Annotated in this window: 14 protein-coding genes; 5 read left to right on the forward strand and 9 right to left on the reverse strand. The window is 74.9% G+C overall.

Going from position 1 to position 13,402, the window contains the following annotated elements:
- Position 1 precedes the first annotated feature (1 nt).
- Genes TEK04_RS16405 through TEK04_RS16415 form a run of 3 tightly spaced genes read right to left on the reverse strand, consistent with a single transcriptional unit; the run spans position 2 to position 2,875 of the window.
- Entirely contained in the window at positions 2-1,033 is a 1,032-nt protein-coding gene (locus TEK04_RS16405; protein ID WP_336405426.1) for an FAD-dependent oxidoreductase, read from the reverse strand.
- Between the two features lie 28 nt (positions 1,034-1,061).
- Positions 1,062-1,814: a class I SAM-dependent methyltransferase gene (locus TEK04_RS16410; protein ID WP_336405427.1), complete on the reverse strand. Its 753-nt coding sequence runs from the start codon at positions 1,812-1,814 to the stop codon at positions 1,062-1,064.
- The gene (locus TEK04_RS16415) at positions 1,811-2,875 is read right to left on the reverse strand and encodes a methylenetetrahydrofolate reductase C-terminal domain-containing protein (protein ID WP_336405428.1); all 1,065 of its coding nucleotides are present in this window, start codon (positions 2,873-2,875) and stop codon (positions 1,811-1,813) included. Before TEK04_RS16415 ends, TEK04_RS16410 begins: the two co-directional genes overlap by 4 nt.
- A 126-nt stretch (positions 2,876-3,001) precedes the next feature.
- Between TEK04_RS16415 and TEK04_RS16420 the strand changes: the two genes are divergently transcribed.
- A complete protein-coding gene (locus TEK04_RS16420) occupies positions 3,002-3,979 on the forward strand; it encodes an ATP-binding protein (protein WP_336405429.1) in 978 nt (325 codons plus the stop codon).
- On the opposite strand, the gene idi is transcribed toward TEK04_RS16420, so the two are convergent.
- The 6 genes from idi to paaA all read right to left on the reverse strand — a co-directional run bounded on the left by idi (position 3,968) and on the right by paaA (position 8,539).
- Positions 3,968-4,627, reverse strand: a complete 660-nt coding sequence (idi, locus tag TEK04_RS16425) for an isopentenyl-diphosphate Delta-isomerase (protein ID WP_336405430.1) — start codon at positions 4,625-4,627, stop codon at positions 3,968-3,970. The genes TEK04_RS16420 and idi overlap by 12 nt on opposite strands.
- A gap of 13 nt (positions 4,628-4,640) precedes the next feature.
- Positions 4,641-5,708, reverse strand: a complete 1,068-nt coding sequence (paaE, locus tag TEK04_RS16430; protein ID WP_336405431.1) for a 1,2-phenylacetyl-CoA epoxidase subunit PaaE — start codon at positions 5,706-5,708, stop codon at positions 4,641-4,643.
- Positions 5,708-6,196: a 1,2-phenylacetyl-CoA epoxidase subunit PaaD gene (gene paaD, locus TEK04_RS16435; RefSeq protein ID WP_336405432.1), complete on the reverse strand. Its 489-nt coding sequence runs from the start codon at positions 6,194-6,196 to the stop codon at positions 5,708-5,710. Before paaD ends, paaE begins: the two co-directional genes overlap by 1 nt.
- Complete coding sequence (gene paaC, locus TEK04_RS16440) at positions 6,193-7,104, reverse strand: 1,2-phenylacetyl-CoA epoxidase subunit PaaC (RefSeq protein WP_336405433.1); 912 nt, start codon at positions 7,102-7,104, stop codon at positions 6,193-6,195. The genes paaD and paaC overlap by 4 nt, the downstream gene beginning before the upstream one ends.
- Before the next feature lie 101 nt (positions 7,105-7,205).
- Positions 7,206-7,592, reverse strand: coding sequence for a 1,2-phenylacetyl-CoA epoxidase subunit PaaB (gene paaB, locus TEK04_RS16445; protein ID WP_349257752.1), 387 nt, complete (start codon positions 7,590-7,592; stop codon positions 7,206-7,208).
- Positions 7,589-8,539: a 1,2-phenylacetyl-CoA epoxidase subunit PaaA gene (paaA, locus tag TEK04_RS16450; RefSeq protein WP_336405434.1), complete on the reverse strand. Its 951-nt coding sequence runs from the start codon at positions 8,537-8,539 to the stop codon at positions 7,589-7,591. Before paaA ends, paaB begins: the two co-directional genes overlap by 4 nt.
- A gap of 150 nt (positions 8,540-8,689) precedes the next feature.
- Here paaA and TEK04_RS16455 point away from each other — a divergent pair, with 150 nt between their 5' ends.
- The 4 genes from TEK04_RS16455 (at position 8,690) to paaZ (ending at position 13,335) form a co-directional block, all read left to right on the forward strand.
- Positions 8,690-9,301: a dihydrofolate reductase family protein gene (locus TEK04_RS16455; RefSeq protein WP_336405435.1), complete on the forward strand. Its 612-nt coding sequence runs from the start codon at positions 8,690-8,692 to the stop codon at positions 9,299-9,301.
- 67 nt (positions 9,302-9,368) lie between these two features.
- Positions 9,369-10,697, forward strand: coding sequence for a phenylacetate--CoA ligase PaaK (gene paaK / locus TEK04_RS16460; RefSeq protein ID WP_336405436.1), 1,329 nt, complete (start codon positions 9,369-9,371; stop codon positions 10,695-10,697).
- Complete coding sequence (locus TEK04_RS16465) at positions 10,694-11,284, forward strand: TetR/AcrR family transcriptional regulator (RefSeq protein ID WP_336405437.1); 591 nt, start codon at positions 10,694-10,696, stop codon at positions 11,282-11,284. Before paaK ends, TEK04_RS16465 begins: the two co-directional genes overlap by 4 nt.
- Positions 11,281-13,335: a phenylacetic acid degradation bifunctional protein PaaZ gene (paaZ, locus tag TEK04_RS16470; RefSeq protein WP_336405438.1), complete on the forward strand. Its 2,055-nt coding sequence runs from the start codon at positions 11,281-11,283 to the stop codon at positions 13,333-13,335. The genes TEK04_RS16465 and paaZ overlap by 4 nt, the downstream gene beginning before the upstream one ends.
- Positions 13,336-13,402 lie beyond the last annotated feature (67 nt).

Consider the following 13,402-nt stretch of genomic DNA (forward strand, 5'->3'; position numbering starts at 1 on the left):
CTCACGCCGCCAGCGTGGCCAGCAGCTCCCGGACGGCGGTGCGGCCGGCCCGGTTCGCGCCGATGGTGGAGGCCGAGGGTCCGTAGCCGGTCAGGTGCAGCCGGGGCTCGGCGACCACCCGGGTGCCCTCGACGGCGATGCCGCCGCCGGGGGCGCGCAGGTGCAGGGGGGCCAGATGGTCCAGGGCCGCCCGGAAGCCGGTGGCCCACAGGACGACGTCGACGTCGAGGGTCCGCGGCGGGTCGTCCCACGCGACCCCGGTCGGGGTCAGGCGGGAGGGCGCCGGCAGCGGGTCGAGCAGCCCCCGCTCGCGGGCCCGGACGACGTCCGGCGTGACGGGCAGGCCCGTCACCGACACGACGCTGCCCGGCGGCAGGCCGGCCCGCACGCGCTGGTCGACCAGTGCGACGGCGGCGCGCCCGGCGTCGGGGTCGAAGTCGCCGTCCCGCCAGACCGGTGGCCGCCGGGTCACCCACGTGGTGCGGGTGACCTCGGCGATCTCCAGGAGCAGCTGCAGCGCCGAGATCCCGCCGCCCACGACCAGCACGTGCTGCCCGGCGAAGGCCGCCGCGCCCGGGTACTGCGCGGCGTGCAGCTGTCGACCGCGGAAGGTCTCCCGGCCCGGGTAGGCCGGCCAGAACGGCCGGGTCCAGGTGCCGGTGGCGTTGACGAGGCCACGCGCGGTCCAGCGGCCGGCGGTGGTGTCGAGGGCGAACCCGTCCTCGGTCCGGGTCACCCGGCGGACGGCGACCGGGCGCCGCACCGGCAGGTCGAAGTGCGCCTCGTACTCGCCGAAGTACCGGGCCATCGCGACCGACGCCCGCTCCTGCGGGTCCCCGGTCAGCGGTAGCCCGGGCAGGTCGGCGATGCCGTTGGCCCGGTCCAGGCGCAGGGAGTCCCAGCGGTGCTGCCAGGCCCCGCCCGGCGCGTCGTCGGCGTCGAGCACGACGAAGTCGGCCCCGGCCCGCCGCAGGTGGTGCGCCGCCGACAGGCCGGCCTGCCCGGCCCCGACCACCACCACGTCCGCGTGCACACCGCGCCCAACAGCGCGGCGGGCCGGCTCATGCCGAGCGCTGCGCCACCACCAGCAGCGGTTCGAGGTCCCCGGACCCCAACAGCGTGCCCATGCGGCCGGACTGCTCCTGCGCCCGCGCCCACCGGGCGTCGTCGCCGTGCCGACGCTCGACCTCGGCCTCGACGGCGTCGGCGGCGTCGGCCCACTCGTGCGGGTTGTCGTGCAGGTCGGCGACGGCCCGCTCCCGGACGGCGAACCCGGCCTCGGCCAGCTGCGTGGTCAGCTCGGCCGACGACGGGAACACGTTGCCCTCCGGGGCGGGTGCGTGCAGCGGCCCGTCCTGCACGAAGACCAGCAACCCCAGCCGGCCACCGGGCACCAGCACGCGGTGCAGCTCGGCCAGCGCACCGGCCTTGTCGTCGGTGGTGCACAGCACGCCCAGGCACCAGGCTCCGTCCGCCGTGCGGTCGGCCAGCGGCAGGGCCTGGGCCGCGCCGAGCACGGTGGGCAGGCCGAACAACCGCCGTGAGGCGTGCACCGCCCCGACCATGGGCTCGACGCACACCGGCTGCACCTGCCGGTCCCCGGCCAGCCAGGCGGCCGGCCCACCGACGCCGGAGCCGGAGTCGACCAGTCGCGCCCCCGGTCGCAGGTCCAGCCGGTCGGCCAACCACCGCAGCGAGCCCAGGCTGCCCGAACCCCGGCAGCCGGCCGGCACCGCGTGCCCGGGTCCCAGCGCCCGCGCCGCCTCCTCCGTCCAGGCCGCCACGACGTCGAACTCGTCGTCCATCGCGCTCATGCCGCACCCCCGGCCCCGCGCACCCGGCGGGCGACCTCGGCCTTGACCCGCGCGCCGGCGAGCACCCCGCGGTCGGACGCCAGCCCGGAGAGGTTGACCCCGATCACCCCGGGCACGGCGAGCAGGGCGCGGGCCTCGGCCACCGCCGCGGCGATGCCGGCCTCGACGGGGTCCGGGGCGTCGAGCACCCGCTGCACGGCGGCGCCGTCGAGGTGCAGGCCGGGGAAGGCCTGCAGCACCCGGGCCGAGCGCTCGTCGCTGTAGACCGCGACCGCAGCGATGAACGGCAGCGTGGCACCGGCTGCCCGGGCCGCCCGCACGAAGGTGGCGACCCGGTCGGCACCGGATACGTGGTTGAGCACGCACAGCGCGGCGCCGGCCCGCTGCTTGCGGGCCACCCGGGCGGGGCGGAGGTCCCGCGGCGGGGCCTCGGGCGACTCGGGCACGGCGACCGACAGGCCTGTTCCCGCCGCCAGCGCGGTCAGCCGGGGGCCGTCGAGGTCGAACACCTGGGTGACGCCGGGGCGCACGCCCGGGCCCCGGCCGTCACCGGTGACGCAGAGGACCCCGTCCACCCCGGTCAGCGCGAGACCCACCAGCTCCTGCTCCAGCACGAGCCGGTTGCGGTCGCGGCAGGCCAGCGTCGTCCACGGCCGACCACCGGCGGCGAGCACCTCGGCGGCCATCTGCACCGGCGGCAGGTCGGGGCGGTTCTGGTGCTCCCCGACCAGGACGGCGTCGCTGACGCCGCCGACCTCGGCGACCACGGCCCGCACCGACGCGGGGTCGAACGGGGCGACCGTCAGGTCGGTCAGCACCACCGCGCCGCGGGTGGCCCGGTCGAGCAGACCGCCCGGGCGGGGCGCGGGCGCGGGCACGGGTACGGGCCAGCTCGGCAGGGGGTGGTACAGGAAGGTGCAGGGGTGGTCGGCGACCTCGCAGCGGCCGTCGTCGCGCACACCGCCACAGGGACCGTGCACCATGCGCTTGGGGCAGGCAGCATCCCCGGGAGCGGTCCCGGCGGTGGTCCCGGCGGTGGTCCCGGCGGTGGTCGTCGTCACCTGCCCCTGCTGCCCTGCGCGAGGGGGGTGCCAACCGCGCGGCGCGTGATCTGCGCCTGCTGATGTGTGCGACGCGCTCCAGCGGGCAAGCAGTGGTCTCGGTCAGGTCGAGGACGGGGTGAGGTCGTGCAGGTCGAGGGGTACCGGCACGTCGCCCACCGGGGAGCGCCCGATGCCGGGTGCGCGCAGCACCTGCTCCCGGCGCTGCGACGGGGCCTCGACGGCGGGGCGCCGGTGCTGCTGGCCTGCTCGCCCGGGCTGCGCACCGCGCTGGAGGCGCAGCTGGCCCCGGCCGCGGTGCACGTGGTCGACCCCGACCTGCTGGCCGGCCGGGCCCCCGACGCGCTGGCCGGCTACACGTCGGTGCTCGACCGGTTCACCGCCCCGGGCACCCGGCTGCAGCTGATCACCGACAGCGACTGCCAGTCCACCGCCGGCGTGGTGGCGTGGCTGCAGACCGAGGCCCTGCTCAACCACGTGCTCGTCGACCGGCCGGTCGACCACTTCTGCGTGCTCGACCCCGCCCGGCTCGGCGACGACCTGACGACGGCGCAGTCGTGCCACCCGTGGCTGCTGCCCGCCGACGCCGACGCCGACGTGGTGGGCAACCAGGGGTGGCGCGAGCCGGCCCACGTGCTGCGGTCGCTGTGGACCGAGCCCGGCCCCGACCCCGTCGAGGCCACCCCGCCCACCCTGGAGGTGGCCGACGTCGGCAGCATGCGGGAGCTGCGCCGGGCGCTGGCCGGGGCGCTGGCCGACGGCCCGCTGGACCCCGACGAGGCCGAGGACCTGGTGCTGGCCATCGACGAGGTGGTGGTCAACGCCGGTGAGCACGGCATGCCACCGGTCGACGTGCGGCTGTGGGTGACCGAGCACCGCGTGCTGTGCGCGGTCGCCGACCGCGGGCCCGGCTTCGACGAGCCGCTGGCCGGCTACGGGCCGGCCCACGGCCGCGACCTGAGCGTCGGCGGCATGGGCCTGTGGCTGGCCCGGCGGGCGGTCGACCGCATGACCACGGCTCCGTTGCGCGACGGCGACGGGTGCGTCGTCCGGCTGGTGATCGACCCGCGCCACCCCGAGGACGACCCCGGGTCAGGCAGCTGAGCCCGGCCCCCCGGCCGCCGGCAGCAGGCCTCGGGACTCGATGAGGCCGGCCTGCTCACGGCACCACGGCGACCACGCGTCGCCCTCGGCGGCCTGCCGGGCGCGGAAGGCGGCCCAGTCGAGCACCTCCCACTCCCCCACCTCACCGGCGGCGGGCACCGGCTCGCCCCGGAAGACGCCCAGGTACACCGGGCAGATCTCGTTCTCCACGATGCCGAACAGCTCGGCCCGGTAGCGGTAGTCCGGCAGCGCCGGCCGCAGGTCGGAGACCGCCAGGCCCAGCTCGTCGGCGGCACGGCGGGCGATCGCGTCGGCGTCGGGCTCACCGGGGCCGGGGTGCCCGCACACGGTGTTGGTCCACATGCCGGGGAAGGTCTGCTTGTCCAGCGCGCGGCGGGTCACCAGCAGCCGGCCCGCGTCGTCGAACAGGTAGGCGGAGAACGCCCGGTGCAGCGGGGTGTCGCCGTGGTGGACCAGCCGCTTGGGCATGGTCCCGATCTCGGTGCCGTCGTCGTCCAGCAGCACGATCAGCTCTTCGGTGGCACCGTCGTCCTCCGGACGACCACCGCGGCCGACGGCCCTCCCGGCCTGCGACGAGCCCCCCTGCCGCTCCTCGCGGGAGCCCCCGGCCCCCACTCTCCGCGTCACGAGCCCAGGGTAGTCAGGCGTCGAAGTCGACGGTGACCTCCGGGGACACCGGCACCGTCTGGCAGGTGAGCACGTAGCCCTTGGCCACCTCGTCGGGGTCGAGGGCGTAGTTGCGCCGCATCTCGACCTCGCCGGCGGTGACCTTGGCCCGGCAGGTGCCGCAGACGCCGCCCTTGCAGGCGAAGGGCAGGTCCGAGCGCACCCGCTGCGCGCTGTCGAGCACCGGCACGCCCTGCTCCAGCGCCAGCGTGGTGGACCGGCCGTCGAGCACGATCGTCACCTGGCTGGAGGGGCCGTCCACGGTCTGCTCGTCGCCGCGCACCGGCTCCGGCGGCGCGTCGTCGACGAAGAACAGCTCCTGGTGCACCCGCTCGCGCGGCACGCCCAGCTCGGCGAGCAGGTCGCGGGCCTCGGTGACCATGCCGTGCGGGCCGCACAGCCACCAGTGGTCGACCTCGGGGACGTCGACCAGGGCGCCGACCAGGGTGCGCAGCCGCTCGCCGTCCAGCCGGCCGCTGGTGACCTCGGCGTCGCGGGGCTCGCGGGAGAGCACGTGCACCAGCTGCAGCCGAGCCCCGTAGCGGTCCTTGAGGTCGGCCAGCTCGTCGGCGAACATCACCGTGTTGGTGCGGCGGTTGCCGTAGAACACCGTCACCATGGACTCGCCGTCGCGCAGCACGGTGCCCGCCAGGCTCAGCGCCGGGGTGACCCCGGACCCGGCGACGACGAACACGTGGTCGGCCGGGGTGGACAGGTCGGCGGTGAACGTGCCCGACGGGGGCAGGACGTCGATCTGCTGGCCGGGTCGCACCTCGTTGACCAACCACGCCGAGAAGTAGCCGCCGGGCACCTCGCGCACGCCCACCCGCGGGGCGGCGCCGACCGGCGCGCAGATGGAGTACGAGCGGCGCTCGTCGCGGTCGCCGTCCACGCGGCGCAGGGTGAGCGCCTGGCCGGGGGCGAAGGCGTAGTCCTCGGCGAGGTGGTCGGGCACGTCGAAGGTGACCGCGACGGCGTCGTCGGTGAGCTGCTCGACCCGGGCCACCGTCAGCGGGTGGAAGGTCGGACGGGTGCGCGCCACTAGATCTCCTTGACGTGCTCGAACGGTTCCCGGCAGGTGCGGCAGCGGCGCAGCGCCTTGCAGGCGGTGCCGCTGAACTCGCTGAGCTCCTCGGTGTCGGCCGACCCGCACACCGGGCAGGTCGCCGTCCGGCGGGTGGGGCCGAGGGACAGCGGGATCGGGCCGGTGTGCCTCGTGGCCGGGCCGGGCGGGGCGATGCCGCCGGCGGCGAGCTTGCGGCGGCCCTCGTCGCTGATCCAGTCGGTCGACCACGGCGGCGAGAGCACGGTGCGGACGTCGACGTCGGCGAACCCGGCCCGGTGCAGCGCGTGCACCAGGTCGGCGCGCATGACCCCCATCGCCGGGCAGCCCGAGTAGGTGGGGGTGATCTCGACGACCACCTGCTCCCCCTCGGTGCGGACGTCCCGCAGCACGCCGAGGTCGGCCAGCGTGAGCATCGGCAACTCGGGGTCGGTGACGGTCTGCGCCACCTCGAGCGCGGTGCTCACCAGGTGGCCGCCGGGTGCTCGCGGGCCAGGCCCTGCAGGGTGGCCAGCAGCGGTGCCAGCTCGTCGGTGTGCTCCCCCGCCCGGCCCGGGCTGGGCCGGTCGGCCGGCCACGCGGGCACGGTCAGGGTCGCCCGCTCGAGCACCATGGTGAGGACGTCGCGCACCTCGTCGCGGGTGGGCGCGGGGTCCACGGCCACGCCCTGCTCCACCAGGCGCCGCTCGACGTCCGTGGCGGTGAACAGGTCGGCGGTGAGCGGCCACACCGCGTCGACGGCGGCCTGCGCGCGACGGTGGGACTCGGCGGTGCCGTCGCCGAGGCGCAGCACCCAGCGGGCGGCGTGGTCGCGGTGGTAGGTCAGCTCGGGCACGCCCTTGGCCGCGATGGCGCTGACCACGGGGTCGCGGGACTCGCGCAGCCGGACGAACAGCGCCAAGCGGGCGGTGCTGGCGACCAGCAGCCGCACCATGGTCTGCGCGAAGTCGCCGCCGTCGGCCTCCACCAGCTGGTGGTTCACGAACTCGTCGGGGTCGCGGAAGTAGGCCAGCGCGTCCTCGTCGGGGATCGAGTCGGTGGCGTGCTGGCGGCTGCGGCCGAGCACCCCGCAGCTGCCGGCGCGGGCCAGCAGCAGCCGGGCCTGGCCGAGCAGGTCGAGGCCGCAGTTGGCGATCGCGACCTCCTCCTCGAGCTCCGGCGCGCGGGTGGCCCACTCGGTGAGCCGCTGGCACAGCACCAGGGCGTCGTCGCCGAGCATCAGGCAGTAGGCGCCCAGGTCGGCCGCGTCCACGCCGTCCGGGATCGTCGTGTCGACCCCGGCGAGCGGGTCGTCGAACCCGGTGCCGAACGCCCACTGGCCCTCGCCCCCGTGGGCGTGGTCCAACGCGTCGTAGACGGTCTCCTCGTGCGCCAACGCAACGCTCCTGGTTCTCGCAGCCGGTGTCTGGAACGGCCCCCTCCCAGGGGCCCCGGGCGACCGAGGAACGAGGGCGTCCGGGGGTGGGAGGGGGTCCTTCAGATGTGGGGGACGTCCTCGGGGATCTCGTAGAACGTGGGGTGGCGGTAGACCTTGTCGCCGGCGGGGGCGAACATCGGGTCCTTCTCGTCGGGGCTCGACGCGGTGATGTGGGACGCCCGTACCACCCAGATGCTCACGCCCTCGTTGCGGCGGGTGAACAGGTCGCGGGCGGCGTGCACGGCCATCTCGTCGTCGGGGGCGTGCAGCGACCCGACGTGCACGTGGTTGAGCCCGCGCTTGCCGCGCACGAAGCACTCGTAGAGCGGCCAGTCCCGGCGCGCCGCGCCCGAGGGCGAAGGGTGGGCGCCGCTGGGCACCTCGGGGCTCGTGGGGACGGCGCCGTGCCCGCCCTCCGCGGTGGTCTCGGCGGTCGGGTCGCTCATGCCGAGTGCTTCGCGGCGTAGGCGGTGGCGGCCTCGGTGACCCAGGCGTTGTCGTCGCGCGCGGCCCGGCGGCGGGTGATCCGCTCCTCGTTGCACGGGCCGTTGCCCGAGATGACCTGCTTGAACTCGGTCCAGTCGATCTGGCCGAACCGGTACCGGCCGGTGGTCTCGTCCAGGGCCAGTTCGGGGTCGGGCAGCGTGACGCCGAGGGCCTCCGCCTGCGGCACCGACATGTCGACGAAGCGCTGGCGCAGCTCGTCGTTGCTGTGCCGCTTCACGCCCCAGGCCATGGACTGCGCCGAGTTGGGGCTGTCGTCGTCCGGCGGGCCGAACATCATGAGCGAGGGCCACCACCAGCGGTCCACGGCGTCCTGCACCATGGCCCGCTGCGCGTCGGTGCCGCGCATCATCGTCATGAGCAGCTCGTAGCCCTGCCGTTGGTGGAAGGACTCCTCCTTGCAGACCCGGATCATGGCGCGGGCGTAGGGCCCGTAGCTGGAGCGGCACAGCGGAACCTGGTTGCAGATGGCCGCGCCGTCGACCAGCCAGCCGATGACCCCGCAGTCGGCGTAGGTCAGCGTCGGGTAGTTGAAGATCGAGGAGTACTTCTGCTTGCCGTTGACCAGCTTGTCGGTGAGGTCGGCCCGGTCGGCGCCGAGCGTCTCGGCCGCGGAGTAGAGGTACATGCCGTGGCCGGCCTCGTCCTGCACCTTGGCCAGCAGCACGGCCTTGCGGCGCAGCGAGGGGGCCTTGAGCAGCCAGTCGCCCTCGGGCTGCATGCCGATGATCTCCGAGTGCGCGTGCTGGGCGATCTGGCGCACCAGGCCGGCCCGGTACTTCTCCGGCATCCAGTCGCGCGGCTCGATGCGGCGGTCGGCGGCGATGGTGGCGTCGAACTGCGCCTGCAGCTCGTCCTCGGTCGGGCGGACAGCGGTCGGTGCGGACATCCGGCGAACCTCCTGCGGCAATTACTGACCATCCGGTCGGTAATGAGTGTGCCCCGGATCGCGGCGCCGCACAACCCCGATGAGTCCCGGCGCGGCGACCGGTCCCCACCCCGACAGCACGCAGACACCACCGAGACCCGGGAGCACGCCATGGGCCAGATCCACCTCGAGCTGTTCGCCACCCTCGACCTCGTGGGCCAGGCGCCCGGCGGGCCGGACGAGGACCCCAGCGGCGGGTTCGGCTTCGGCGGCTGGCAGGCGCCGCTGATGCACCCCGACGCCGGCGCGCAGGTGCAGGCGTCCTACGCGGGCACCGATGCGCTGCTGCTGGGCCGGCGCACCTACGACATCTTCGCCGCGTACTGGCCGCGACAGACCGGCCCGTTCGCCGAGCTGTTCAACGCCGTCCCCAAGTACGTGGCCTCCCGCGGCGCCCCCGAGCTGAGCTGGGCCGGGTCCACCCTGCTGGGCCCGGACCTGCCCGCCGCCGTCCGGGAGGTCCGGGAACGGCACGAGGTGGTCAAGGTCGTCGGCAGCCTCGACCTGGTGCAGACCCTGCTGCGGGAGAAGCTGTTCGACGAGCTGCATCTGTGGCTGCACCCGATCACGCTCGGCGCCGGCAAGAAGGTCGTCGCCGACGGCGCGGTGCCCACCAACCTGCACCTGCTCGACCCGCCGGCCGCGACGCCGACCGGCACGGTCCTGCTGCGCTACGGCCTGGGCGAGGGCACCCCGGCCACCGGGGACATGACCGCGGGTTGACAGCCGCCGTCCCCGGGTCTTGCATGACTGACCGATCGGTCAGTAATCGTCAGACCCGGGAGACCACGTGACGACGTCCGCACCGCAGCGCCTCGGCGAGGCCCCCGACCCGGCCCTGCTGGACCCGGCGGAGCGGATGGGCACCGACGAGCTGCGGGCCCTGCAGCTGGAGCGGCTGCAGTGGACGCTCCGGCACGCCTACGAGAACGTGCCCCACTACCGCCGGTCCTTCGACGCGCACGGCGTGCACCCCGACGACTGCCACGAGCTGGCCGACCTGGCGAAGTTCCCCACCACGTCGAAGGCCGACCTGCGCGAGAACTACCCCTTCGGCATGTTCGCCGTCCCGCAGGACCAGGTCGCCCGGGTGCACGCGAGCTCGGGCACCACCGGCAAGCCCACCGTCGTCGGCTACACCCGCAAGGACGTCGACACCTGGGCCACCGTCATGGCCCGCTCGATCCGGGCGGCCGGTGGGCGCAGCGGCGACATGCTGCACAACGCCTACGGCTACGGGCTGTTCACCGGGGGCCTGGGTGCGCACTACGGGGCCGAGGCGCTGGGCTGCACCGTCGTGCCGATCTCCGGTGGCATGACCCCGCGACAGGTGCAGCTGATCGGCGACTTCGGCCCGCGGATCATCATGGTGACGCCGTCCTACATGCTCGCCCTGGTCGACGAGTTCGAGCGGCAGGGCGTGGACCCGCGCTCGTCGAGCCTGCAGATCGGCATCTTCGGCGCCGAGCCGTGGACCGAGCAGATGCGCCGCGAGATGGAGGACCGGCTCGACATCCACGCGGTCGACATCTACGGGCTGAGCGAGGTCATGGGCCCCGGCGTCAGCCAGGAGTGCGTCGAGACCAAGGACGGCCTGCACGTCTGGGAGGACCACTTCTACCCCGAGGTCGTCGACCCGCTGACCGCCGAACCGCTCGCCGACGGCGAGGAGGGCGAGCTGCTGTTCACCTCGCTCACCAAGGAGGCGCTGCCGATCATCCGGTACCGCACCCGCGACCTCACCCGGTTGCTGCCGGGCACCGCGCGGCCGGGGATGCGGCGCATGCAGAAGGTCACCGGCCGCACCGACGACATGATCATCCTGCGCGGGGTGAACCTCTTCCCCACCCAGATCGAGGAGGTCGTGCTGCGCACCCCGGGCCTGTCGCCGCACTTCGCGCTGGAGCTGTCGACCCGCGGCCGCCTGGACCACCTCGTCGTCAGCGTCGAGGCCCGGCCCGACTGCCCACCCGACCGGCGCGCCCCGGCGGCGGCCGAGGTGCAGGTCGGCCTCAAGGAGACCGTGGGCACCAGCGTCGAGGTGGTCGTCGTCGACCCCGAGACCCTCCCCCGGTCGATGGGCAAGCTGCAGCGGCTGACCGACAAGCGCAGCCGGTGACCGCACCCGTCCGGCGCGGACGGCCGGGCCACTCGCTGGACTCCCTGCTCGACACCGCCGTCGCGGTGTTCATCGAGCGCGGCTACGAGGCCACCTCGATGGACGTCCTGGCCGAGCGGCTGGGGGTCACGAAGTCGGCGATCTACCACCACGTGCGCTCGAAGGTCGAGCTGCTGGAGCTGGCCCTGGACCGCGCGCTGGACGGGCTGTTCGCCGTGCTCGACCACGCCGGCGAGGGCCCGGCCATCGACCGGCTGGAGGCCGTCGTCCGCGGGTCGGTCCGCGTGCTCACCACCGAGCTGCCCTTCGTCACCCTGCTGCTGCGGGTGCGGGGCAACTCCCCGGTCGAGGCCCGGGCGCTCGGACGGCGGCGCGAGTTCGACCGGGCGGTCACCGAGCTGGTGCGCGCCTGCGTCGCCGAGGGCTCCGTGCGCCCGGACGTCGACCCCGCGCTCACCAGCAGGCTGCTCTTCGGCACCGTCAACTCCCTGACCGAGTGGTACCGCCCCGGCGGTGACCTCGGGTCCGACGACCTCGCCGACGGCCTGGTCACCACCCTGTTCTCCGGATTGAGGAGCACCTCGTGACCGCTGCCCCGCTGCTCGAGAGCTACGTCGCCGGCCGCTGGTGGGCCTCGGCCGACGAGGGCACCCCGCTGCCCGACGCCGTCACCGGCGAGACCGTGGCCCGCATCGGCAGCCGAGGCCTGGACGTCGGCGCCATGGTCGACCACGCCCGGGCCGTCGGCGGCCCGGCGCTGCGCGAGCTGACCTTCCACCAGCGAGCCGCGCTGCTCAAGGCGGTCGGCCTGCACCTCATGGGCCGCAAGGACGAGTTCTCCGCCGTCTCCCACCGCACCGGGGCCACGGCCGCCGACAACCTCGTCGACGTCGACGGCGGCTTCGGCACCCTGCTCTCCTACGCCTCCACCGGTCGCCGCGAGCTGCCCGACGACGTCCTCGTGCTCGACGGCCTCCCGACCCCGCTCGGCAAGCGCGGAACCTTCCTCGGCCAGCACGTGTACACCTCGCTGACCGGTGTCGCGGTGCAGATCAACGCCTTCAACTTCCCGGTCTGGGGGATGCTCGAGAAGCTCGCGCCGGCGTTCCTGGCCGGGATGCCGACCATCGTGAAGCCGGCCTCGCAGACCGCCTACCTCACCGAGGCGGTGTTCCGGGCGATGGTGGAGACCGGGTTGCTGCCCGAGGGGTCGGTGCAGCTGCTCGCCGGCTCGGGGTCCGGGCTGCTCGACCACCTCGACGGCCAGGACCTGGTCGGGTTCACCGGCTCGGCGTCGACCGCCGCGCTGCTGCGCTCGCACCCCGCGGTCACCGAGCGGGCCGTGCGGTTCAACGCCGAGGCCGACTCGCTGAACTGCTCGGTGCTGGGCCCCGACGCCGGCCCGGGGACGCCGGAGTTCGACCTGTTCGTCGACGGCGTGGTCACCGAGATGACGGTCAAGGCGGGCCAGAAGTGCACCGCGATCCGCCGCGCGATCGTGCCCCGCGACCACGCCGACGCCGTCGTCGAGGCGCTGCGGGCGCGGTTGGCCGACGTCGTCGTGGGCGCCCCGGGCGCCGACGGCGTGACCATGGGGGCGCTGGCCTCCCGCGACCAGGTCGACGAGGTGCTGCGGGCCGTCGAGCGGCTGCGCACCCACGCCTCGCTCGTCGTCGGGGACCCCTCGGACTTCCGGGTGGTCGGCGCCGACCGCGAGCGCGGCGCGTTCCTGCCGCCGATGCTGCTGCGCTGCGACGACCCGGCCGCTCCCGAGCCGCACGACGTCGAGGCCTTCGGCCCGGTCTCCACCGTGCTCACCTACGACGGCCTGGACGACGCAGTCGCCCTCGCCCGCCGCGGCCAGGGGTCCCTGGTGGCCTCGCTGGTCACCCACGACCCGGCCGTGGCCCGGCAGTTCGTGCTCGGTGCGGGCTCGGCGCACGGCCGCATCCACGTGCTCGACCGGGACGACGCCCGCGAGTCCACCGGCCACGGCTCCCCGCTGCCGGTGCTGGTGCACGGCGGCCCCGGGCGCGCCGGCGGCGGCGAGGAACTGGGCGGCGCCCGCGGCGTGCTGCACCACATGCAGCGCACCGCCGTCCAGGGCTCCCCCGACGTGCTCACCGGTGTCGGCCGACGCTGGGTGACCGGCGCTGCACGCAACGACGACGGCGTGCACCCCTTCCGCAAGTCGCTGGCCGAGCTGCGGATCGGTGACTCGGTCACCGCCGGCCCGCGGGAGATCACGCTGGCCGACGTCGAGCACTTCGCCGAGTTCACCGGCGACACCTTCTACGCGCACATGGACGAGGTGGCCGCCGCGGCCAACCCGCTGTTCGGCGGCCGGGTGGCGCACGGGTACCTCATCGTGAGCTGGGCGGCGGGGCTGTTCGTCGACCCCGACCCGGGCCCGGTGCTGGCGAACTACGGCGTGGACAACCTGCGCTTCCTGACCCCGGTGAAGCCCGGCGAGCAGGTCACCGTGACGCTGACCTGCAAGCAGATCACCCCGCGTGGGGGCGCCGAGCACGGCGAGGTCCGCTGGGATGCCGTCGTCGTCGACTCGCAGGGCCAGCCGGTGGCCACCTACGACGTCCTGACGATGGTCGCGAAGGAGTGGCCGCCGCCGTCCGCTTGACCCGGCCAGCCCGCTGCGCCCGAACCGGCCACCCCGCGCTGTCCCGGACACCCCGCGCCGGCCGGCC

The organism is Klenkia sesuvii, from assembly GCF_037083825.1.
Taxonomy (GTDB): Bacteria; Actinomycetota; Actinomycetes; order Mycobacteriales; family Geodermatophilaceae; genus Klenkia; species Klenkia sesuvii.